Genomic DNA, 22268 nt, shown 5'->3' with positions numbered 1-22268 from the left:
GAAATCTCGAAATTTTCAAAAAAATGAAAATTCTGTTGCGGGAAATGTCCGCCCCGCATAACGTCCTACCAGCGTAACGAAATCCGGCGTCCTAGTCACGTCTTCAAACAAACGCGCTTCAACGTCTGGGAGGACAATATGAAACTATTGAAGAAAGCGGCAAGCGTTGCCGCAGTGGCGGCCCTGGCCGCCAGCACAGCGCTGACAGCATCGGCACAGACCACGACACTGCGCATCCAAACCCACTTCTCACCCGAGACGCTTTCGGGCCAGTTGGCGGCAAAATATGTCGAAGACATTACTGCCATGTCCAATGGGGAAATCCAGGTGGAGATGTTCTACAGCTCCTCCGTTGTTAAGTCGGTTGAAACCTTCGACGCCGCCGCGACAGGTATTCTCGACTGTGACATGACAGGGGGCGCGTATCAGACCGGCAAGAACCCTGCGTTCCAGTTCACCGGCGACCTGATGGGCGGATACTCGAACCCCTACCAGCAGATGGCATGGTTGCTGCACGCCGATGGCCGCGCCGCGATCAATGAGCTTTACAACACCTACGACATGGAATTCATCGGCTGGTGGATTCCGGGCCCGGAATCGCTGTCCTCCACCAAACCGATCCGCAACGTGGAAGACTTCAAGGACTGGAAATTCCGCTCTCCCCCCGGTCTGGCCACCAAGGTATTCTCGAATCTCGGAGCCTCGCCCATCGTGATGGATTTCAACGAGATTTTCACCGCGCTCGAAACCGGGATCATCGATGGGGCGGATGCAGCTAACCTGACCAACAACATCGGTCTGGGTCTCTACGACATCGCTGAGCATACTAACTTTCCCGGCTTCCACTCGATGCCAGCCGACCACCTGGCCTGCCGCAAGGACGTGTGGGAAGCGATGCCCGCGCACCACAAGAAGATCATGGAAGTCGCGATGGACAGCCTGGCGCTGCACAACGCAACCCTCAATGAAGTCCGCAACGCCCAGAATGCCCAAGAACTGCGGGCAAAAGGCGTGAACCTCTACGAATGGTCCCCCGAAGAGCTGGCCAAGTTCCGCGAAGCGGTCAAGGCAGGTTGGACCGAGTTCGCCACAACGCCAGAGGCGGTGGCCTTGCTGGAAAGCCACGTGAACTTCCTCACCGAAATCGGTGCAATGCGCTAAACCAAACATCTGCTTTGGTAACATGATGGCAGGGCTAGAAATGGCCCTGCCTCTTTTCCCTCAGGCCTCTGCTAAATGAAAATTACCCGCATCATCAGCCATGTCCTGCAGTACGATATGCCCGAGCAGCTCGGGTATTCGCAGCAGTATTACGACCGGCGCACCGCCCATCTGGTCGAAGTGCAAACCGACGCGGGCGTGACCGGCTGGGGGGAGTGCTTTGGCCCCGGCAATATCGCCTTGGCAAACAAGGGGATTGTCGAAAAGGTCATCCAGCCGATGGTGCTGGGCCTGGACCCGATGGACCGCGACGTGATCTGGCACAAGGTCTACAATCTGATGCGCGACCACGGCCAGAAGGGCATGCCGATGCAGGCGCTTTCCGGCGTGGATATCGCGCTGTGGGACATCGCCGGCAAACTGGCAGACCTGCCGCTGCACAAGATGATCGGTGGCGCGCACCGCACCTCGGTGCCCTGCTACGGCTACGGCATGATGCTGCGCGATGAGCCTGTTGCGGCCCTGGCCGCCCGGTTCACCGATGAAGCGGCAGCCATCAAGGACATGGGCTTTGCGGCCACAAAGATGAAGACCGGCTTTGGCCCGAAACCGGATGTGACGCTCTGCGAGGCGGTGCGCAAAGGCGTCGGCGATGCGTTCGATTTCATGGTGGACGCAAATCACGCCTACACCACATCCGATGCCTTCTATGTCGGACGGGCGCTGGACGAGCTCGGTGCCTATTGGTTCGAAGAGCCGATCGCCCCCGAAGACCTTGATGGCTATGCCGAACTGCGCCGGGGGCTGAGGGTGAATATCTCTGGCGGTGAGGCCGAGTTCGGCCGCTGGGGCTGGCGCGCGCTGTTGGAAAACCGCGGCCTCGACATCGCGCAACCGGAGGTCTGCGCCCTGGGCGGCGTCAGTGAATACCTGCGGGTTCTGGCGCTCTGCCACGCGCATTTCACGCCGGTGGTGAACCACGTCTGGGGCTCCGCCATCGCGGTGGCGACCAATCTGCAACTGCTCGCGGCCATGCCGCCCCTCCCCGGCGGGCTGCACCCCTGGGAGCCGATGCTGGAGTTTGACACCACCGACAACAAGTTTCGCGACGCGCTTCTGACCGAGCCCTTGGACATCCAGGGCCAGGTCAAAGCCAACGGGGGACGCGTTAGCATCCCCGACGGCCCCGGCATCGGGGTCGAACCAGACAGAGATTTCATCGCCCACTACGCCATGGCGGCGTGACACTGCGCCAGACGAAGGAGAACGACGATGCAAAAGACCTCAGGCAGCCTGATCGAGTGGCTGGTGCCGCTGGCCTTCATCCTCTGCGCAGGCTGGGTCATCTGGCACATTCCGGCCTATATCCTGACCTGGTTTCCCCATGAAAACGAATCCATGTTGGGACAGGTGACCGCGATCTTTGACCGCAACGATGTCTCTCCGAACCTCACACCGCTTTTTGGCAAGATCGACATCATCGATCTGGTGGCGCTGATCGGCATTCCGGTGCTGTTTGCCCTGGGCTGCAAGACGGTGCGCCGCGCCAATATGGAGTTCGAGCATTGGCGCGCCGTGGACCGGGGTGCTGTCTTTATCGGGCGCGTGACCATGATGATGATTATCCTGATGACCAGCGTGATGCTCTATGAGGTGTTTCTGCGCTATGTGGTCGAACGCCCCACGCTTTGGGCCAACGAGCTGTCGCTCTGGATGGCCGGGTTCATCTTTCTGATGGCGGGTCTTTACGCCATGCAGCAGCGCAGCCACATCCGGATCTTTCTGCTCTATGATGTCTGCCCGCGCTGGGTGCAGCGACTGTTTGACTGCATCTCAACCGGCCTGATCGTCATCTTTGCCTTCTTTCTGGTCTATGGCAGCTACCAGCAGGTGTTCGAGAACAAACTCTACAAATGGGAAACCTTTGGCACCGCCTTTGACCCGCCGATCCCCGCCACCCTGCAACCAATGATCCTGATCGTCATCACCCTCGTGGCGCTTCAGGCGATCCTGAACCTGATCTCAGACTGGAACGCGGAACCCGAAATCCACGACGACACCCCCGACGAGGACGAGATCGAAGCCCTGAAACGCGCGGTAGGACAAGACTGATGGATATCGGAACAATCTCTCTGGTGCTGATGCTGGCACTGATCCTGCTGCTGGCCATCGGCATGCCGCTGGGCCTTGCCTCGGCGTCGCTGGCAGTGCTGGTCTTGGTGATGAAGTTCGAACCCACGCTGCTCTCGAACCCGCTGAGCTTTGGCGAGGGTCTGCTGACCTCAAGGCCGGGGACGGGACCGTTATACATCCTGGCGCAAAAGATATACGGGCTCTTAACGGATTACGTGCTCATATCGATACCGCTGTTCATCTTCATGGCGGCGCTGCTGGAACGCTCCGGCGTGGCCAAGGATATGTATTCCTCGCTCAACACGTGGCTTTCGGGTACGCGAGGGGGTATCGCCATCGTCACCTCGATCATGGCGGTTATTATGGCAGCCATGTCCGGGATCATCGGCGGTGAAGTCGTCCTGTTGGGCCTCATCGCACTGCCGCAGATGCTCAGACTGGGGTATAACCAGAACCTCGCCATCGGCGTCATCTGCGCCTCGGGCAGTCTGGGCACCATGATCCCGCCCTCGATCGTGCTGATCATCTACGGCCTTATCACCGAAACCTCGATCAAGGCGCTCTTTACCGCCTCCTTCCTGCCGGGGTTCATGCTGGCCACTTTCATCATTATCTACATCATCATCCGCACCAAGCTGCACCCCGAAGACGCCCCCCTGCCGCCGCCTGTGCCGGGCGCGCCGCAAGGGCGCGAAAAGGGCATGCTCTTTGCCGCCTTCATGGCCGTCGTAGTGGCCGGCTTTGCCGTGGCCCTGTTCCTGCGGGCCGCGTTCTTTGAGTTCACCGGGGCCAATGCCGCGAACGAAGGCGACCCCTACGCCTTTGGCACCGCCGACTGGCTGCCATGGTTCGGGGGCACCGTCCTGCTGATGCTGGCGCTGATCTACTTTTATTTCGGTCGGGAGAACACGAAAACCGGCTGGAACATGGGCAAGGGTCTGGTGGCCCCTATTGTCGTGATCGGCGTCGTGATGGGGTCGATCTACGGTGGCATCACAGGGATCACCGAAGCCGCGGGCATGGGCGCCTTTGCGGTGCTGGTCATCGCCATCCTGCGGGGTGAGGCCTCCTGGGATCTGATCTGGGACAGCCTGATGCGCACGCTGAAATCCACCGGGACGATCATCTGGGTGACCATCGGGGCTGCCGCCCTCGCCGGGGCCTACACCATCGCGGGGGGGCCGACCTATGTGGCCGATTTCATCGTGGGAACGGACCTGCCCACCATGGGGATCATCCTCGCGATGATGCTGATCCTGCTCTTTATGGGGGCGTTCATGGACTGGGTGGGCATCGTGCTGCTGATCATCCCGGTGTTCCTGCCCATCGTGATGCGCCTGCCCATCGAAGAGATCGGCTTTATCGGTCAGCTGGAGCCGCAGCATATCGCGATCTGGTTCGGCGTGGTATTCTGTATGAACATGCAGGTCAGCTTTCTGTCGCCGCCCTTTGGCCCGGCTGCTTTCTACCTCAAGTCAGTGGCCCCGCCGCACATCAGCCTGACAGATATCTTCAAAGGCTTCCTGCCCTTCATCGGCATCCAGCTCTGCGCGCTCTCGGTCCTGCTGATCTGGCCCAATATCGTGACACTGCTGCTCTAGAGATCGGAGGATTTCATGCTCAATGCGCAACAAATCGAACAGTTCAACCGCGATGGCTATCTGGTCGTCCCGGATGTGGTACCTGCCGATGTATTGGACCGCGTGAAGGCAGAATACGCGACCCTGATGGAGACACTCTATGCGGATTGGCACGCAGAGGGCCGCGTCAAAACCCCGCCCGAAACCCTTGATTTCCAAGGCAAGCTGCTGGAGGCCTATAAGGCCGGATGTGACTGGTTTCAACCGATGGACATCAGCCTGCCCGGCGATGAGATTGCGCCGGACACGCCGTTTCATTTCGGACCCGCTGTCTTTGATCTGCTGACCGCGCCGCGCCTGCTGGATTTGGTTGAGGAACTGCTGGGGCCGGAACTGACCTCCAACCCGATCCAGCATGTGCGGCTGAAACCGCCCGCAACCGATCTGAACGCCGATGAGATCCGCGCCCATATCACGGCCACCGACTGGCATCAGGATCGCGCGGTCGCTCTTGAAGAAGCAGACGAGACCCGGATGGTGACCGTCTGGATCGCGGTTACGGATGCGACGGTGGAAAACGGCTGTCTGCAGGTGCAGGCCCAGACCCCGGATCAGGGCATCTTGCCCCATTGCGCGCGCACCCAGACCGGAATTGCAGAGGGGTTCGTGGATGAGACCACCGCCCTGCCGCTGCCGGTAGAGGCGGGCGGCGTGGTGCTTTTTCATCCGCTGACCCCGCATGCGTCGCTGACCAACCAGACCGATGGGTTCCGCTGGTCCTTCGACATCCGCTACAACGTCACGGGCGAGCCCACGGGCCGCAGCCATTTCCCCGACTTCATCGCGCGCTCCCGCGCCCACCCCGAGACGGAACTGCGGGACTGGACCGTCTGGAAAACATCCTGGGAAACTGCCCGGGCGCGTCTGGCCCGAACACCTCACATCCCGATCCACCGATGGTCGTCGGATGCGCCCTACTGCGCGTAAAGGAGCCTTCATGGAGACCGTTCGCCTCGACCCGTCCGACAATGTCGTCACTGCGACGCGTGCGCTGCAGGTTGGTGTCGATGTGAGTGGCGTGATAACCCGTGCGCTGATCCCCACGGGGCACAAGATTGCAACCACCGCCATTGATCAAGGCGCGGTCATTCGCAAATACGCGCAGGTGATCGGCTATGCTGCCTGCGATATTTCAGCCGGTGATCACGTGCACACGCACAACGTGGACTTCCGCAGTACCGAGGCCGACTACGCGTTTTCCAACGACCTGCGCCCGGTCACACCCGTGCCCGAAACCGCACGGGACAGCTTCATGGGCTACCGGCGGGCGGACGGCCGCATCGGGACGCGCAACTACATCGCCATCGTCACCTCGGTGAACTGCTCTGCCACGGCAGCCCGCATGATCGCCGATCACTTTACCCCCGATATCATGGCCGCCTATCCGAACGTGGACGGTGTGGTCGCCTTTGTGCATGGCACCGGATGCGGCATGGCCGGAGACGGGGACGGGTTCGAAGCGCTGCAAAGGGTGATGTGGGGCTACGCGCGCCATCCCAACCACGCAGGCGTTCTGATGGTTGGTCTGGGCTGCGAGATGAACCAGATCGACTGGCTGCTGGAGGCGTATGGGCTGAAGCAGGGCCCGACCTTTCAGGTCATGAACATCCAGTCCGTCGCGGGGCTGCGCAAGACCGTGGCCAAGGGGATCGAGAAGATCGAAGCGATGCTGACCCTTGCCAATGAGGCCACCCGCACGCCCTGCCCGGCTTCGGAGTTGATGGTGGCGCTGCAATGTGGCGGCTCTGACGCCTGGTCGGGGATTACGGCCAATCCGGCTCTGGGCTATGCCTGCGACCTTCTCGCGGCACAGGGCGGCACAGGCGTGCTGGCCGAAACGCCGGAAATCTATGGTGCGGAGCATCTGCTGACCCGCCGCGCGGTGGATCGCGCAACGGGCGAGCGGTTGGTGGGCCTGATCCGCTGGTGGGAAGACTACACCGCCCGCAACAAGGGCTCGATGGATAACAACCCCTCCCCCGGCAACAAGGCGGGCGGGCTGACCACGATCCTTGAGAAATCGCTGGGGGCAGCGGCCAAGGGCGGGACCTCGCCCCTCACCGGCGTCTACAAATATGCCGAGCAGGTGACGGCCCGAGGCTTCACTTTCATGGATACGCCCGGCTATGATCCGGCCTCCGTCACGGGCCAGATTGCGGGCGGGTGCAATCTGGTGTGCTTTACCACCGGGCGCGGCTCTGCCTTCGGGTCAAAACCCGCACCCACGATCAAGGTGGCGACCAATTCGGCCATGGCCAAGCGGATGCAGGAGGACATGGACGTGGACGCGGGCACGATCCTGACCGAAGGCATCAGTCTCGAGGAAAAGGGCCGTGAAATCTACCAAATGTTTCTGGCGGTCGCCTCGGGCGTGGCGACCAAATCCGAAGCACAGGGGTTGGGCGACTATGAATTTGTCCCCTGGCAGATCGGAGCTGTGATGTGAAACGGATCCTTGTTGTCGGAGGCGGTCTGATCGGCGCGCGTCATGTTGAGGCCATCAAGGCCCATGCCGGGTGCCGCCTTGTCGGTCTGGTAGACCCGGACCCGGCGGTCCTGCCAGGGGCCGACCTCAACCGCTATGCGGATATGGCGGAGGTGACCGAGACCGTGGACGGCGTGATCCTGGCCACCCCGACGCAATTGCACGCCCCGCAAGGCATCTACGCGGCAAGCCGTGGCTGGCACATGCTGATCGAAAAGCCGGTGGCCAGTGATAGGGCCGCAGCAACGGCGCTAAAAGGCGCGGTCGCGCGGGCCGGTGTCCGCGCGCTGGTCGGACATCACCGGCGCCATCACGCCAGCGTCTGGCAGCTCAAAGCCCTGATTTCCGAAGGAAAGATTGGCACGCCCGTTGTCGCGAGCCTGATCTGGGCCATGCGCAAACCTGACGCCTATTTCGACGGAAACTGGCGCACTGCGGACGGCAGCCCGGTGCTGATCAATCTGGTGCATGACATCGATCTCTTGCGCTTTGTACTGGGGGAGATCGTGACGACGAGAGCCCTGCGCGGTGCGGGCCTGCGCGGGGAGGCACGTGTTGAATCAGGTGCCATCGCGCTGGCTTTCGAAAGCGGTGCAACAGGCACCATCAGTTTTGCCGATACCACCCCCTCTCCCTGGGGATTTGAGGCAGGCACCGGCGAGAACCCCCATATCGGCACCACGCATCAGGACATGATGTGGATCACGGGCACGGACGGGGCGGTGAGCTTTCCCTCCATGACCCTCTGGTCCGGCACCGATTGGGGCACCCCGGCCCAACGCCACCCCGCGCCGCGCGCAGAAAACACAAAACCACCGCTGGCCGCGCAATTGGATCACTTTCTGGAGGTGATCGACGGGGCCAACCCGATTATCGACGTGGCGGACGCGACCCGAACCTTGGCGGTCGCCCTGCAGATCGACGCAGACCTGACCGCAGAAACCAATGGAGGGACCTATGCCAGAAGTGCTCTCGCCTGAGCAGATCGCACAGTATGAAGAGACCGGATATCTGGTGCTCGAAAACCAGATCCCCCCGGACTGGATCAGCAAAATCCGCGCGGAGATCACCAGGTTTGAGGCAGAGGCGGCGACAATGACCGGCTCGAACGACCGCCTTGATCTGGAAGACAGCCACACGCCTGAAAACCCGCGCCTGCGCCGGGTGAAACTGCCGCACACCATCTCGGATGTCATGCGGGAGCTGATGTATTCCGACCACGTGCTCGCCCCCGCACGGGACCTCATCGGTCCCGACCTGCGCCTGCATACGACCAAGCTGAACATGAAATCCGCAGGCTACGGGGCGGCGGTGGAATGGCATCAGGACTACGCCTTTTACCCGCACACCAATGACGATATCCTCGCCATCGGTGTGTTGATCGACGACATGGCGCCGGAAAACGGGCCGCTGATGGTTTATCCCGGCAGCCATAAAGGGCCCGTCTATGACCATCATGTGGAAGGCGTCTTTGCCGGGGCCATGCTGCCCGAGGAAAACGGGCTGAACCCGCAGGATGCGGTGCAACTGATCGGCCCTGCGGGTTCTGTCAGCATCCATCATGGCCGCATTGTGCATGGCTCGGCGCTCAATACCTCCGACCGGGCGCGACGCATCCTGTTCTACGAGATGATGGCCGCCGATGCCTTTCCGATCGTGGGCTCCATGACCCGCTGGGACGGCATTGAGGATTATGACACCCGCATGCTTTGCGGTCAGCCCACCAAGAACCCACGCCTCAAAGACATTCCGGTGCGCATTCCGCAGCCGCAACCGGATGTCCCGATCTCAATCTACGAAATCCAGAAAGGCATGAAGAAACGTGCCTTTGATACCGCAAAATAGGAGAACTACGCCCATGTCAAAACCAGCAATCGGCTTTATCGGGCTCGGGCTTATGGGGGGCGCTATGGTGGGGCGTCTTCAGGATCAGGGCTACGCTCTGACGGTACTTGGCAACCGCGACCGCACCTATCTGGACCCCGCCCTCCAAAGAGGTGCCGCCGAGGCCAAGAGCGGCAAGGAGGTGGCTGAGGCCAGCGATATCGTCATGCTCTGCATGGGCACATCCGATCACGTGGAAAGCCGCATGCGCGGGCCCGACGGTGTGATCGCCGGGCTGAAACCCGGCGCGGTCGTGGTCGACTTTGGCACCTCGTTGCCGGGCTCCACCCGCACCCTGGGCGCGGAGGTTGCCGCCGCAGGGGGCACCTATCTGGACGCGCCGCTTGGCCGCACGCCAAGCCATGCCAAGGACGGGCTGCTGAACATCATGGCCGCCGGCGACAAGGCAGCCTTCGACAAGGTCGAGCCGGTCCTCAGGGATCTGGGCGAAAACATCTTTCAACTGGGCGACCTGGGGGCGGGCCATACCATCAAGCTCATCAATAATTTCTTTGGCATGACCGTGGCGAACGCGATGGCCGAAGCCTTTGCCATGGCGGATGTGGCGGGTGTCGACCGGCAGCAGATGTATGACGTCATGGCCGCCGGTCCGCTGCACTCCGGCATGATGGATTTCGTCAAAGCCTACGGTGTGGATGGCGATCCCAACCAGTTGGCCTTTGCCATCAAGAATGCCGCCAAGGATGTTGGCTACTACGCCCGGATGGCGGATGACGCCGGGGTCGACAGCATCATGTCAAAAGGCGCGCTGGCCGCCCTGACCGAAGCCCGCGACAGTGGGCAGGCTGACGATATGGTCAGCCAGATGGTGGATTTCTACGCCGCCAGGTTCGCCAGGTAACATGGCTGTCGCCGCGCAAGCCCTCGAGGACCGTCCGCAGCTTGGCATCCTGATGATGCTGGCGGCGTGGTTTCTCTTTGCCGTTGTCGATGTCTCGGCAAAATGGCTGGCGCTGGCGGCGGTCCCGGCCTTTCAGCTGGCGTTCATGCGCTATGCCGGTCACTTCGTGATCTCTGTGGGCATGATCCTGAAGGATGGCGCGGACCTTCACAGGTTTCGCACCAGCCATCCCTGGCAGGTGGTCAGCCGCGCGCTTTTGCTGATTTCGGCGACTTTGAGCAACTTCTACGCACTGCATTATCTGCCACTGACCGTGATCTCGGCGATCATGTTTTCCAGCCCGATCATCGTGTGTTTCCTGTCCATGACCCTGCTGAAAGAACGGATCGGTCCGTGGCGCTGGGGGGCGATCCTGTTGGGTTTTGCAGGGGTGCTGGTGGTCATCCGGCCCTTTGGCGAAGCGTTCCATCCCGCGATGATCCTGGCGCTCTATAATGCAACCGCTCTGGCGCTCTATTCGCTGATGACCCGCAAACTGGCCGGTATCGTCGCTACCGAGACACAGCAGTTCTACCTCGGCGCTTTGGGAACAGGGCTGTTGTTGCCCTTCGCACTTTGGGCATGGGTGCCGCCCGGAAATGGCCTGGAGCTTGCCCTGCTGCTGGGTCTGGGGATCGGCGGCTGGGCCGGGCATCAGTTCTTGACCAACGCGCATCGCTTTGCACCCGCCAACACGCTGATGCCCTACACCTATTCCTTCATGATCTATATCGCCGGGTTCAGCTGGCTCATCTTTGGCCACCTGCCCGATCTTTGGGTTGTGGTCGGCGCGCTTGTCATCGTGGCCTCCGGGCTCATCATCTGGAAAAGAGAACATCGCCCATGACCCGCGTCGCCGCCGTCGGAGAAGCCATGATAGAACTGTCCCTGCAGGGCAGCGCCGCAAAAGTCGGCGTGGCGGGGGACACGCTGAACACCGCCATCTATCTCAAGCGCAGCGCCCCTCAGCTGGAGGTGAATTATTTCACCTGCCTCGGGGACGATCCGTTTTCCGACCAGATCGAGCACTTTATCGCCGAACAGGATATCGGCACCGGTGCCGTGACACGCATCACCGGCAAATCGCCCGGCCTCTACGCCATCACAACAACAAATGACGGCGAAAGATCGTTCACCTACTGGCGCAGTGCCGCGGCGGCCCGCGATCTGTTCAAAACCGCCAAAGGCACTGATTTTTCGGTGTTGGCGCATTATGATCTGGTCTACCTCTCCGGCATCTCCGTCGCCATTCTGCCGCAGGCCGTGCGGCTGGAGCTGCTGTCCTGGCTGTCTGGCAATGACATCCGTCTCGCCTATGACAGCAACTACCGTCCCCGGCTTTGGGAGGACCGGCAAACGGCGCAAGAGATCACAGAGGCTTTCTGGCGACGTGCCGATATCTGCCTGCCCTCCGTCGACGATGAAATCGCGCTCTTTGGCGGGGATCAAAACGCGGTCACGGCGCGGTTTCAAGGCTACGGGGGGACCGGAGCCCTCAAGCGTGGGGCCGATGGCCCGCTGTCGATCGGAGAACCGGTGACGCAAGCCTACAGACCTGCGCCATCTGTGGTCGATACCACGGCCGCTGGCGACAGTTTCAACGGAGGCTATCTTGCGGCGCTTCTGTCGGGCGCCTCACAGGCCGAGGCGCTTCACGCCGGGCACGCCTGTGCCGCGCATGTCGTGCAGTTTCGCGGCGCCATCGTGCCCCGGCAAGACAGATGAAAAAAGCCGTCCTCATCGGACTTGGCATGGTGGCCGAGACGCACCTGAAAGCAATCCGCGATGCGCCTTCGGTGAGTTTGCGGGGTGTGATGGGCCGAACCCCCTCAAAGGTGGAGGCTTTTTCGGATCGGGCTGCCGGGATCATCGGATATCCTGTGCACGCCTACAGGGACATCGCGGAAGTCGCCGCGGACAAGGCTGTGGATTTCGCGATTGTCGCCACGCCGCCGGACGCCCGCCTCGATCTGGTGCGAGCGCTTTTGGCGGGCCGCAAACCGATCCTGATGGAAAAACCGATTGAGAGAGATCTTGCCACCGCGCGCGAGATCGTAGCGCTCTGCCGGGATGCAAAGCTGCCTTTGGCGGTCGTTCTGCAACACCGCGCGCGGGCGGCATCGCTGGCGCTGAAGAAAGCCGTGAACACTGGCGCATTGGGCAAGATTGTCGCCGCCGAGATCCGCGTGCCCTGGTGGCGCGCCCAAGGCTATTACGACGTGCCGGGGCGCGGCACCTACGCCAGAGACGGCGGCGGGGTGATGATAACGCAGGCAATCCACACCCTCGACCTCGCGCTTTGGATGCTGGGACCAGTGCGCCGCGTACAGGCCCTGATGCGCACGACTCCGCTGCACCAACTCGAGGCGGAGGATTGGGCGGGCGCCCTCTTTGAAACGGAGGGTGGCTGCGTGGGCACGCTGATGGCCACTACAGCCGCCTTTCCCGGGCAACCCGAAAGCATCAGCCTGCACGGCACCAAGGCGCGCGCTCATCTGGAAACCGGAAAGCTGACGCTCCAAACTCATGATGGAAATACGCAAACGTATGGTTCAGGGGCGCAGACGGGGGGCGGCGCCGATCCGATGGCCTTTACCCATGGCTGGCATCAGAGCGTGCTTGAAGATTTCGCGGCCTGCCTGTCAAGCGGAGAGGAGCCACTTGCAACAGGGCAAAGCGCATTGAGGGCACATGCGGTCATTGATGCGATGGAGACGGCAAGCAAGCACGAGGCCTGGACGGAGGTATCACCCCTATGACCCTGAAATTCATCGTTCTGGGACTGGATCACCGCCACATATACGGCATGACTCAAAACATGCTGAAAGCGGGCGCTGAGTGTCTTGGGTTCTGGACAATGGGCACGCCGCAAACCCTGCCGGGCTTCGTCAAGCGGTTTCCTGATCTTACCCGCTTCGAAACCCCTGAAGACGCCTTGGCGATGGAGGCGGGTCTTGCCCTCATCGCCGCAGTTCCCGCAGATCGTGCCGCGTTGGCGGTCAAGGCGATGCAGCGCGGGCTGGATGTGATGAGCGACAAACCGGGATGTACCACGCTGGACCAACTGGACCGCATCAAACAAACCGTTACCAAAACCGGGCGCATCTGGTCTATCAACTTCTCCGAGCGGTTCGAGGTGCCTGCCGTGACACGCGCCGAAGAGCTTGTGGCGGCTGGAGCCATCGGGCGCGTCGTGCACACAGCAGGTCTTGGACCGCACAGGCTGAACCGCGATACCCGGCCCGAATGGTTTTTTGACAAGGACCGCTATGGCGGGATACTGGTTGACATTGCCTCGCATCAGATCGACCAGTTTTTGCACTTCACCGGATCATCCGATGCCGAGGTGACCCATGCTTTTGTCGCCAACCATGCCAATCCGGGCAACCCCGGCCTGCAGGACTTTGGTGAGCTGTCGCTGCGCAGCGAAAAGGGGACCGGAACCGTGCGCGTTGATTGGTACACGCCCGATGCGCTACCCACCTGGGGCGACGGGCGGTTGACGCTTTTGGGAACCGAAGGGTATATCGAGCTGCGTAAATACGTCGATGTCGGCGGGGCTCCGGGAACCGACCACCTGATCCTCGTCACCGGCAAAACCTGCGAGAAGATCGATGCCTCTGGAGCAGGCCTTCCGTATTTCAAAAGGCTTGCCGAAGACATACGAAATCGTACGGAGACAGCAATGCCTCAGGCACATTGCTTCAAGGTGATGGAGCTTGCTCTGAAAGCTCAGAATATCGCTGAGCGTGCATCAAAATGATCCGGGTGGCCATCTTGGGCGCCGGGATCGGGCGCGAGCACTTGAACGCCTATCGGCTGTTACCCGAGGCGTTCAGCGTCGTCCTCATCGTCGATCAGGACGAAAACCGCGCGATGTCGTTGAAGGAAAGTGATGGTTTCCTGGTCTCAACTGACATCAGTGACGCGCTACGGGACCCCTCAATTGATATCATGGATATCTGCCTGCCCCCTCATCTGCATGTGCCGGTCGCTTTGAAGGCCCTGGTGTCAGGCAAGCATGTGATCTGCGAAAAACCAATCGCCACCTCCCTAAGAGACGTCGATCAGTTGGAAGCTGCGGCCGCAAAACACCGCCGAAATTTGTACCCCGTCTTCCAGTATCGCTTTGGCCCCCCGCTGGCGCAGCTCCGGCGGCTGATCGACGAAGGTTTTGCCGGGCATCCCCAAATCGCGACAGTTGAAACGCATTGGTCACGGGATGCCGCGTATTACGCGGTGCCATGGCGCGGCACCTGGACCGGCGAGCAGGGCGGTGCCATATTGAGCCATGCCATCCATGCGCATGATCTGATCACCCATTTCATGGGGCCGGTCAGCGCGGTTTCCGGCTTTGCCACGACCCGTGTGAACCCCATCGAAACAGAAGATTGTGCCGCGCTCAGTTTCGAGATGGAAAATGGTGCCCTCGCCACCAGCAACATTACCCTGGGGGCGGCCGGAAATGAGACCCGGCTCAGATTTGTTTTCGAAAACCTGACCGCAACCTCCAGCACAGCACCCTATGCGCCGGGCATGCAGCCTTGGGTTTTCGAGGCGCGTTCCCCGGGAAAGCAACCTGTCGTCGATCAGATCGTTGCTGAAACACCACCCGAAGATACCGGTTTCAAAGGGTTCCTGACGGAAGTCGCGAAGAATATGAGCGACGCTCCCAACAATGCCGTGACCCTGCAAGACGGGGCTGCTTCAGTCATGCTCGTTACCGCAATTTACGACGCCGTGCGCACCGGCGCACGTGTTACACTGCCTCTGGACGCTCAACACCCTCTCTACAAAGGATGGCTGCCATGAAGCAATGCTGGCGCTGGTTTGGCCCTGCAGACACAATCGCTCTGCCCGCTCTGCATCAGGTCGGGGTCGAGAGTATCGTGTCAGCCCTGCACCATATTCCACCGGGGCAGGTCTGGACAGAAAAGGATATACGGGATCGTATGGAAATCCTGGAGGCTGCAGGCTTTTCCTGGGAGGTGGCTGAAAGCCTGCCGGTGTCCGAAACCATCAAGACCCAGGGCGCGATGTATGCCGAGCATCTTGATGCATACCGAGAAAGCCTGCGCAATCTGGTCAAGTGTGGCGTTGTGACGGTCTGCTACAACTTCATGCCCATTCTGGACTGGACCCGCACGGAGCTGCGCGCCAGACAGGCTCACGGCGGCACCGCAATGCGCTTTCGCCTGATGGATTTTGCGGTATTCGATCTGCATATCCTAGGGCGACATGGCGCATCCGACGACTACACGCCCGAGCTGCTGGAGACCGCCAAGGCGCGTTTCAACCAGATGAGCGATACAACGCGGGCCGAGCTGCAACGCAATATCGTTGCGGGGCTGCCCGGTGCCAATGATAATTGGACGGTTGACGACGTCAGGGCCCATTTGGCGACCTATACCGCCATTGATGCGGACCGGTTGCGCCGGAACCTGATCGATTTTCTGTCCGAGATCTGCCCCTTGGCGGAAGAGCTCGGGCTGCGGATGTGTTGCCACCCGGATGACCCGCCGTTCAGTCTTTTGGGCCTGCCGCGCATCATGTCCTCGACGCAGGATTATGCCACCATCCTGACCGAAGTAAATACGCCAGCGAATGGTGCGACCCTATGCACAGGGTCCCTTGGCGTGGCAAAGGGTTTCGATCCGGTGGAGTTTATCTCGCGGCTGGGCGATCGCATTCATTTCGTACACCTGCGCAACACAAAACGCCTGGCGGGCGGCGATCCCGCGCGACCGGATTTTTTCGAGGCAGCCCATCTGGAAGGCGACACCGATATGGTCGCCACGATCCGCGCCCTGATGGCAGAGCAAGCCCGGCGCAAATCAGTAGGCCGCGCCGATTGGCAGATCCCGATGCGTCCGGATCATGGGCAGGAGCTTTTGTCGGATCTCGATGCGGGCAGCATGCCCGGATATCCGCTGATCGGGCGTATGCGCGGGCTGGCAGAGCTCCGCGGCGTCATGGCGGCCTGTGCAGGCTAACCGCCCGGTTTTGCCAGCGGGACGACACTGCCGGGCGCGTCATGTTGCAGGTCTTCGAAGTCGAAATTATCCAGACGGTGCGCGCGCTTGCCCGCCTTGTCCGCGCTGATCTTGATATCCTCGATATCTTTGGAGGCTTGATTGAAATGCCGGTCGAGATTGCCGACCCGCGCACCCAGGCGGTCCACATCCGCGACCAGTTTCGACAGCTCGGATCGAATGGCACCGGCCTGTTCCCGCATCCGCGCGTCTTTCAGGATCGCCCGCATGGTATTCAGGGTCGCCATGCAGGTTGTCGGCGAAACAATCCAGACCCGCGCATCAAAGCTCTTGCGGATGAGGTCCGGGAAATTGGCGTGCAACTCGGCGTAGACGGCCTCTGACGGCAAAAACATCAAGGCACCATCCGCTGTTTCGCCATCGATGATGTATTTTTCAGAGATATCCACGATGTGTTTTGCCACCGCCGTCTTCATCTTGGCCACCGCGTCCTTGAGCTCCCAATCGGTTTTGGCCGCGCGCAGCGCCTCATAGGCTTCCAGCGGGAACTTACTGTCGATCACAATCGGGCCCGGCGGGTTCGGCAGATGGATCAGGCAATCGGCGCGCTTGTTGTTGCTCAACGTGTGCTGCAAGACGTAACTGTCGGCGGGCAGGGCTTTGGACACGATATCGCGCAGCTGAATCTCGCCAAACGCACCGCGGGTCTGCTTGTTGCTGAGGATGTCCTGCAGCGACAGCACATCGCCGGACAGCTTGGTGATATTGTCCTGCGCCTTGTCGATGGCGGCCAGCCGCTCCTGCAACTGGGTCAGCGAGGTCGTGGTCTGCTTGCTGGAGCCATGCAGCGTTTCCTTCATCCGCTCCTGCATCTCGGCCAAGGCCCGCTGGGACCGCATCGCATTGTCAGCAAGGCGCTCCTGCATCTGCTGCTGCACGGTGGAAAGACGCGCCTCGACGGTCTGGATGACCTTGGCCTGGGTGCTGGCTTGGGTGTCAGAAACCGTCTGCAACCCGCCCCGCAACTGTTCCTGACCCGCGCCGAGTTGTTGGACATGCTGGCCCAGCAGGCCCATTTGCTGCACCAGCGGTTCCGTCATCCGCGCAGACCGGCCCGCCGCCCGGACAGCCAGCACCAGAAGCACAAGTATCAGCATCACAACCGCCAGCCCCGCAAGGCCAGCCAGCGTAAGCGGATCGCTGAGATCCAGTGACATGCCTGCAACCTCGATCATGTGCGCCCGAACAATCGCTCTATGTCGGCCAGCTTCAGCTCAACATAGGTGGGGCGCCCATGGTTGCACTGCCCGGAATGGGGCGTCGCTTCCATCTCGCGCAGCAGGGCATTCATCTCTTCGGCCCGCATCCAGCGTCCGGACCGGATCGAGCCATGGCAGGCAACGCGGCTCAGGATCGCTTCGATCCGGGCCTGCACGGTATTGGAGCTGTTCTGATCGGCCAGCTCGTCAAGGATATCGAGGATCATCGCACGGGCGTTGATCGGGCCAAGGATGGCGGGTGTCTCACGCACCGCAATCGCGTCGCCGCCAAAGGGTTCGATGACGAGACCCAATCGCGTCAGATCTGCTGCAACCTCCATCAGCCGGGCGCAGTCATTGGCGGAGAGCTCCACGATTTCAGGGATCAGCAGCGCCTGCGACGCGACCGTTTTCTCAGCCATCTGCCGTTTCAGCTTTTCATAGACCAGCCGTTCATGGGCCGCGTGCTGGTCGACGATGACCATCCCCGTCGCGGTTTGTGCGATGATGTAGTTTTCATGCACCTGGCCGCGCGCGGTCCCCAAGGGGAAATCTGCGGCCACGGCCTCTTCCGGCGGGGCGGTCGGCTGTGCCTCCACCCGGCCCCAGGGGGCAGCGGCCTCTTCGAAAGACGGCGTGTGTGCAGAGGCGGCGGCAGGGCGCGGCGCCTGCGGTCTGTCCATCTGGTAGACCCGCGCACCTGTCGGTTCGGGCGTCATCGCGCCCAGGGTCGCCCCTGCCACCGTGGTTGACGCCCGATGCCCGGCCTCGGCCAGCGCATGCCGCAGGGCCGATACGATAAGGCCCCGCGCCAGGCCGGGATCGCGAAACCGGACCTCGGATTTGGCCGGATGCACGTTCACATCGACCAGATTGGGATCGCAGTCGAGAAACAGCGCCGCGGCCGGGTGGCGGTCCCGGCTGAGGAAATCGAAATAGGCCCCGCGCAATGCGCCCACCAAAAGCTTGTCGCGCACCGGCCGGCCGTTCACAAAGAGAAATTGCGCCACAGCCGAGCCCCGCGAATAGGTCGGCAGGGCCGCAAAACCGGTCAGGTGCAAGCCTTCGCGTTCCGCATCAATCGGCAGGGCGTTTTCGGCAAACTCCCGCCCCAGGACACGGGCCAGCCGGCCATGCAGCGCACCAAAGAGATCGCCCTGCTCGGCATCCGCGCGAAAGACCTCGCGCCCCTCGCCGCCGCCCGAAATGTCGCGCAGGGTGAACTGCACGAAAGGCTCCGCCATGGCCAGCCGCTTGACCACATCGCCGATGGCCTGCGCTTCGGCCCGGTCGGTGCGGAGGAATTTCAGCCGCGCAGGCGTGGCAAAGAAGAGATCGCGCAGCGTCACTGTTGTGCCGGTGTTGCGCGCGGAGGGTTTGAGCACGCCGACCTTGCCGCCGCTCACGGAAACCTCGACACCCTCTTCCCCCACGGCCCGGGTCGAGATCGTCAGGCGACCCACTGCGCCGAGCGAGGGCAAGGCCTCACCCCGGAACCCGAACGTATGGATGTTGAGCAGGTCCGACCCGTCGATCTTGGATGTGGCATGACGGCACAGCGCCAACGGCAGGTCGTCTGCGGTCATCCCGCAGCCATCGTCCTGCACGCGGATCAGTGTTTTGCCGCCATCCGCATAATCAACCGCCACCCGTCGCGCGCCCGCATCGATGGCGTTTTCTATCAGTTCCTTGACGGCGGAGGCCGGGCGCTCGACCACTTCACCGGCGGCAATGCGATTGATCGCACCTTCGTCCAGCTGACGGATAATGGGTCGGGTATCGCTTATATTGGGGTTCGCTGAGGCCATACCGCAACACTTAGCACGTCTGTGGGCGATTCTGAAACCTGTTTCCAGACGCGATGCGCCGCTTAGATCTCTTTCGCCGCACCGCCGCGCAACCGGTGTGGGCCCGTCAAGGCGGCCACCGCAAGAATAACGCCGGAGACGGTCGCAATCATCCCTGCCGCCGACACCGACGAGACGTAACCGATCCACAGCGGACCATAGCCGGCCAGCACATACCCTGTGACGGCAGCCAGCGTTGCAAAGACAACGGACCATGCCACCTGATGCTCAAGCCGGTTGGTCATCAGGCGCGCAGCCGCGGGCGGACAGATGAACATCGCGATCACGATGATGCTGCCCACAGCGTCAAAGGCCGCAACAGCAGCAATCGCCGAGACAATCACCAGGGCGAGCCCCAAGGGCCGGGTGCGCATCCCGATCGTGCGCGCGAACCCCTCGTCAAAGGTCGAAATCTTGAGCGGCCGCCAAAAGAGCGCAACAAAAAGCGCGACACCAACCAGCGTTGCCGCCATCCGCACCAGCTCCACCGGCAGCCCTGCCAGCGCAACCGGATCAACCAGCGAAGACCAGCCTGTCGCATCCAGCCAGATCAGGCTCTCCAGATTGCCGAAGAGCGCATGTTCCACGTCAAGATGCACCGAGGAGGTATCCGATTGCTCCAGCAACAGAACACCGCCCGCGAACATCGTGGTAAAGATCACCCCCATCGCCGCTCCCGGTTCGATCCGTCCCAGACGACGCACCGCCTCGATGGCCGCGACAGAGATGATCGCCGCCCCTGCCGCGCCCAAAAGCATCGGCCAGGTGGTCACCGCACCGGTGACAAGAAACGCGACCACGATGCCCGGCAAAACGACATGGCTGATGGCATCCCCGATCAGGGCCTGCTTGCGCAACACCAGGAAATTCCCCGGCAATGCACAGGCAATCGCCACGCAGACGCCAATCAGCATCGGGGTCAGAGAGAGCGGGACGAACTCGGCACCGCTCATGTGGTGACCTCCTTCGGGGCTGGGATGCGGGCGTCGATCTCCGCGATCTGGTCGGGGGTCAGAACGCGCTCGATAGGGGTCAGCCCATCGTAATGCGCCGCCGCCGCCTCAAAGGACGGATCGCGCCGGATCAACTGCCAGCGGGTCTCATCCAGAAGCGCGCGGCCTGCACGCCCGCGCCCTTCGGCCGTTGCAACGCCATCCCGGCGCGCCCAGCCGGCACGGCGCAACAGGCGCAGTGTCAGCCTTTCGTAGATCGGCTGCCCCTGGGCCAGGGCCAGCAACCCCTGCCGCAAATGGACACGCCGCTGAAACCGGCGGTGCCCGAGATAGGCGGCCAGCACGCCGCGCTTGGGCGCCAGAAGCAAGGAGATCAGGAAAAGCGCGAACCCGACGAGCACGATGATCGGCCCTGTGGGCATATCCGGCAGGGCCGCAGAGATCGACGCCCCCACATAGGCCGCAGTCCCGCCAACCGCGCCGGAAATGAGCACCACATGATCTGTCCGTTCGGTCCAGAACCGGGCGGTCACCGGCGGGATAATGAGCAATGCGACAATCAGGATCAGCCCCACGATCTTGAGCCCGACCACCGTCACCGCCAACACCAGCCCCATCATGGCCAAATCCGTCCGGACCACGTTCTGACCCGAGGCCGCAGCGTATTCCGGGTCAAAGGAGGCCAGCGTCAGGGGCCGCCGCAACAGCATCACCAGCACCAGCGTGAAGGCCGCAGAGACCGCGATGATCAAGGCATCAGATCGCAGCATACCGGCGGTGGAGCCCAGCAAGAACCCCTCCAACCCCGCCTGACGCCCTGCGTTCATGGACTGGATGACGGTCAACAGCACGATACCAAAGCCAAAAAACACCGAGAGCACCGCGCCAATCGCGGCATCTTCGGCCAGCCGGGTGCGGGTGCTGAGCCAATTGACGATCAGAAGGCCCACACCCGCCGACACGGCGGCCCCGGCGAGCAGACCGATCAGGTTCCGCCCCTCGCCCCCAAGGGCGACCATCACCATGAAGGCAAGGCCCACCCCCGGCAGCGTGGCATGCGAGATGGCATCGCTGACCAGCGCGCGCTTTCGGAGGAACAGGAACGTCCCGCCAACGCCTGCGGCCATGCCCAGCAGCATCGCGCCGATTGTCACCAGGGTCGCATTGTACCCCAGTTGCAAGAACAGCGCGTCAAGGATCATGGATCAGCCCAGCGTACCGTTCAACTGATCCACCTGCGCCGTCGCAAGCCGCCCGCCGTAGGCCGCTTGCAGGTTCTCGATGGTAAAGGCCTCTTCCACCGGCCCTTCGGCCACCTTGCGGGTATTGATCAGGAAGACGCGGTCGAAGTATTCCGGCACCGTGCTGAGATCGTGGTGCACGGCAACAACCGTCTTGCCCGCATCGCGCAGCGCCTTCAGTACCGCGATGATTGCCTTTTCCGTTGCCGCATCCACCCCGGCAAAGGGCTCATCAAGCAGGTACAGGTCCGCGTCCTGCGCGAGGGCGCGCGCCAGAAAAACCCGCTGCTGCTGACCGCCGGAAAGCTGGCCGATCTGCCGTGTGGCAAAATCCTCCATACCGACGCGGCTCAGGCACGCGGTGGCGGCAGCACGGTGACTGGCCCTGACGCGACCCAGCAATCCCAGCTTGGGGTAGAGCCCCATCAGCACCACATCGATTACGCGTGTCGGAAAGTCCCAATCCACGCTGGCGCGCTGTGGCACATAGGCGATCCGGTCACGGCTTTCAGCAAGGGTTCTGCCAAAGACCAGCGTCTGTCCGGCCAGCGGTTTCAGGATGCCCAGTGCCGCCTTGAGAAGGGTCGATTTGCCTGCGCCGTTCGGGCCGATGATCGCGGTCATCGCCCCTGCGGGTACCGTCATGTCGACAGAAAAAACAGCAGGTTTCTGGCCGTAGGAGACGGTCATGCCCTTGATCTGCAAAGGCGCGTCCCGGCCCACCTCTGTCCCGGCGTCCGACCCGTCTTTTGTGGCCAGTTGAAGTGTCAT

Annotated in this window: 20 protein-coding genes; 15 read left to right on the top strand and 5 right to left on the bottom strand. The window is 61.9% G+C overall.

Annotated features, from left to right (window positions below; all coding sequences use genetic code 11):
- The first annotated feature begins 138 nt into the window (after nt 1–138).
- From H7847_RS13510 to uxuA, 15 genes are all read left to right on the top strand, one after another.
- A complete protein-coding gene (locus H7847_RS13510) occupies nt 139–1161 on the top strand; it encodes a TRAP transporter substrate-binding protein (RefSeq protein ID WP_227270005.1) in 1023 nt (340 codons plus the stop codon).
- A gap of 75 nt (nt 1162–1236) precedes the next feature.
- Nucleotides 1237–2406, top strand: coding sequence for a mandelate racemase/muconate lactonizing enzyme family protein (locus tag H7847_RS13505; protein ID WP_227270004.1), 1170 nt, complete (start codon nt 1237–1239; stop codon nt 2404–2406).
- Between the two features lie 27 nt (nt 2407–2433).
- Nucleotides 2434–3273 (top strand): TRAP transporter small permease subunit, encoded by an 840-nt coding sequence (locus H7847_RS13500; protein WP_227270003.1) that lies wholly within the window; start codon nt 2434–2436, stop codon nt 3271–3273.
- Nucleotides 3273–4895 (top strand): TRAP transporter large permease, encoded by a 1623-nt coding sequence (locus tag H7847_RS13495; protein WP_227270002.1) that lies wholly within the window; start codon nt 3273–3275, stop codon nt 4893–4895. Before H7847_RS13500 ends, H7847_RS13495 begins: the two co-directional genes overlap by 1 nt.
- A gap of 15 nt (nt 4896–4910) precedes the next feature.
- On the top strand, nt 4911–5861 hold the full coding sequence (locus H7847_RS13490) for a phytanoyl-CoA dioxygenase family protein (protein ID WP_227270001.1): 951 nt from the start codon (nt 4911–4913) through the stop codon (nt 5859–5861).
- A 10-nt stretch (nt 5862–5871) separates the two neighbouring features.
- Nucleotides 5872–7380: a UxaA family hydrolase gene (locus H7847_RS13485; RefSeq protein ID WP_227270000.1), complete on the top strand. Its 1509-nt coding sequence runs from the start codon at nt 5872–5874 to the stop codon at nt 7378–7380.
- Nucleotides 7377–8399, top strand: coding sequence for a Gfo/Idh/MocA family protein (locus H7847_RS13480; protein ID WP_227269999.1), 1023 nt, complete (start codon nt 7377–7379; stop codon nt 8397–8399). Before H7847_RS13485 ends, H7847_RS13480 begins: the two co-directional genes overlap by 4 nt.
- Nucleotides 8377–9264, top strand: a complete 888-nt coding sequence (locus tag H7847_RS13475; protein WP_227269998.1) for a phytanoyl-CoA dioxygenase family protein — start codon at nt 8377–8379, stop codon at nt 9262–9264. The genes H7847_RS13480 and H7847_RS13475 overlap by 23 nt, the downstream gene beginning before the upstream one ends.
- A gap of 13 nt (nt 9265–9277) precedes the next feature.
- Nucleotides 9278–10165, top strand: coding sequence for an NAD(P)-dependent oxidoreductase (locus H7847_RS13470; RefSeq protein ID WP_227269997.1), 888 nt, complete (start codon nt 9278–9280; stop codon nt 10163–10165).
- Nucleotide 10166: 1 nt separating this feature from the next.
- Nucleotides 10167–11051, top strand: coding sequence for a DMT family transporter (locus tag H7847_RS13465; protein ID WP_227269996.1), 885 nt, complete (start codon nt 10167–10169; stop codon nt 11049–11051).
- Entirely contained in the window at nt 11048–11929 is an 882-nt protein-coding gene (locus H7847_RS13460; RefSeq protein WP_227269995.1) for a sugar kinase, read from the top strand. Before H7847_RS13465 ends, H7847_RS13460 begins: the two co-directional genes overlap by 4 nt.
- Complete coding sequence (locus H7847_RS13455) at nt 11926–12963, top strand: Gfo/Idh/MocA family protein (protein ID WP_227269994.1); 1038 nt, start codon at nt 11926–11928, stop codon at nt 12961–12963. The genes H7847_RS13460 and H7847_RS13455 overlap by 4 nt, the downstream gene beginning before the upstream one ends.
- Nucleotides 12960–13967: a Gfo/Idh/MocA family protein gene (locus H7847_RS13450; RefSeq protein ID WP_227269993.1), complete on the top strand. Its 1008-nt coding sequence runs from the start codon at nt 12960–12962 to the stop codon at nt 13965–13967. The genes H7847_RS13455 and H7847_RS13450 overlap by 4 nt, the downstream gene beginning before the upstream one ends.
- Entirely contained in the window at nt 13964–15016 is a 1053-nt protein-coding gene (locus tag H7847_RS13445) for a Gfo/Idh/MocA family protein (protein WP_227269992.1), read from the top strand. Before H7847_RS13450 ends, H7847_RS13445 begins: the two co-directional genes overlap by 4 nt.
- Nucleotides 15013–16197: a mannonate dehydratase gene (gene uxuA, locus H7847_RS13440; RefSeq protein WP_227269991.1), complete on the top strand. Its 1185-nt coding sequence runs from the start codon at nt 15013–15015 to the stop codon at nt 16195–16197. The genes H7847_RS13445 and uxuA overlap by 4 nt, the downstream gene beginning before the upstream one ends.
- Here uxuA and H7847_RS13435 read toward each other — a convergent pair.
- From H7847_RS13435 to H7847_RS13415, 5 genes are all read right to left on the bottom strand, one after another.
- Nucleotides 16194–17432, bottom strand: coding sequence for a DNA recombination protein RmuC (locus H7847_RS13435; RefSeq protein ID WP_227269990.1), 1239 nt, complete (start codon nt 17430–17432; stop codon nt 16194–16196). The two genes, uxuA and H7847_RS13435, sit on opposite strands and share 4 nt — an antisense overlap.
- Entirely contained in the window at nt 17429–19264 is a 1836-nt protein-coding gene (mutL, locus tag H7847_RS13430; protein WP_227269989.1) for a DNA mismatch repair endonuclease MutL, read from the bottom strand. The genes H7847_RS13435 and mutL overlap by 4 nt, the downstream gene beginning before the upstream one ends.
- Nucleotides 19265–19326: 62 nt before the next feature.
- On the bottom strand, nt 19327–20256 hold the full coding sequence (locus H7847_RS13425; RefSeq protein WP_227269988.1) for a metal ABC transporter permease: 930 nt from the start codon (nt 20254–20256) through the stop codon (nt 19327–19329).
- On the bottom strand, nt 20253–21458 hold the full coding sequence (locus H7847_RS13420) for a metal ABC transporter permease (protein WP_227269987.1): 1206 nt from the start codon (nt 21456–21458) through the stop codon (nt 20253–20255). The genes H7847_RS13425 and H7847_RS13420 overlap by 4 nt, the downstream gene beginning before the upstream one ends.
- A gap of 3 nt (nt 21459–21461) precedes the next feature.
- Complete coding sequence (locus H7847_RS13415; protein ID WP_319799769.1) at nt 21462–22268, bottom strand: metal ABC transporter ATP-binding protein; 807 nt, start codon at nt 22266–22268, stop codon at nt 21462–21464.

The sequence above is a fragment of the Roseobacter weihaiensis genome (genome assembly GCF_020622345.1).
GTDB classification, from domain to species: domain Bacteria; phylum Pseudomonadota; class Alphaproteobacteria; order Rhodobacterales; family Rhodobacteraceae; genus Roseobacter; species Roseobacter weihaiensis.
The sequence above is the reverse complement of the archived record's forward strand: the minus strand, read 5'-3'. Positions and strand labels throughout refer to the sequence as shown.

Excerpts from the sequence above, each read along its gene's own strand:
- H7847_RS13460 (WP_227269995.1), top strand. The coding sequence starts at position 11,048 with ATGACCCGCGTCGCCGCCGTCGGAGAAGCCATGATAGAACTGTCCCTG.
- H7847_RS13495 (WP_227270002.1), top strand. The coding sequence starts at position 3,273 with ATGGATATCGGAACAATCTCTCTGGTGCTGATGCTGGCACTGATCCTG.
- H7847_RS13505 (WP_227270004.1), top strand. The coding sequence starts at position 1,237 with ATGAAAATTACCCGCATCATCAGCCATGTCCTGCAGTACGATATGCCC.
- H7847_RS13445 (WP_227269992.1), top strand. The coding sequence starts at position 13,964 with ATGATCCGGGTGGCCATCTTGGGCGCCGGGATCGGGCGCGAGCACTTG.
- H7847_RS13500 (WP_227270003.1), top strand. The coding sequence starts at position 2,434 with ATGCAAAAGACCTCAGGCAGCCTGATCGAGTGGCTGGTGCCGCTGGCC.
- H7847_RS13435 (WP_227269990.1), bottom strand. The coding sequence starts at position 17,432 with ATGATCGAGGTTGCAGGCATGTCACTGGATCTCAGCGATCCGCTTACG.
- uxuA (WP_227269991.1), top strand. The coding sequence starts at position 15,013 with ATGAAGCAATGCTGGCGCTGGTTTGGCCCTGCAGACACAATCGCTCTG.
- H7847_RS13455 (WP_227269994.1), top strand. The coding sequence starts at position 11,926 with ATGAAAAAAGCCGTCCTCATCGGACTTGGCATGGTGGCCGAGACGCAC.
- H7847_RS13425 (WP_227269988.1), bottom strand. The coding sequence starts at position 20,256 with ATGAGCGGTGCCGAGTTCGTCCCGCTCTCTCTGACCCCGATGCTGATT.
- H7847_RS13415 (WP_319799769.1), bottom strand. The coding sequence starts at position 22,268 with ATGACACTTCAACTGGCCACAAAAGACGGGTCGGACGCCGGGACAGAG.
- mutL (WP_227269989.1), bottom strand. The coding sequence starts at position 19,264 with ATGGCCTCAGCGAACCCCAATATAAGCGATACCCGACCCATTATCCGT.
- H7847_RS13470 (WP_227269997.1), top strand. The coding sequence starts at position 9,278 with ATGTCAAAACCAGCAATCGGCTTTATCGGGCTCGGGCTTATGGGGGGC.
- H7847_RS13465 (WP_227269996.1), top strand. The coding sequence starts at position 10,167 with ATGGCTGTCGCCGCGCAAGCCCTCGAGGACCGTCCGCAGCTTGGCATC.
- H7847_RS13485 (WP_227270000.1), top strand. The coding sequence starts at position 5,872 with ATGGAGACCGTTCGCCTCGACCCGTCCGACAATGTCGTCACTGCGACG.
- H7847_RS13490 (WP_227270001.1), top strand. The coding sequence starts at position 4,911 with ATGCTCAATGCGCAACAAATCGAACAGTTCAACCGCGATGGCTATCTG.
- H7847_RS13475 (WP_227269998.1), top strand. The coding sequence starts at position 8,377 with ATGCCAGAAGTGCTCTCGCCTGAGCAGATCGCACAGTATGAAGAGACC.
- H7847_RS13450 (WP_227269993.1), top strand. The coding sequence starts at position 12,960 with ATGACCCTGAAATTCATCGTTCTGGGACTGGATCACCGCCACATATAC.
- H7847_RS13510 (WP_227270005.1), top strand. The coding sequence starts at position 139 with ATGAAACTATTGAAGAAAGCGGCAAGCGTTGCCGCAGTGGCGGCCCTG.
- H7847_RS13420 (WP_227269987.1), bottom strand. The coding sequence starts at position 21,458 with ATGATCCTTGACGCGCTGTTCTTGCAACTGGGGTACAATGCGACCCTG.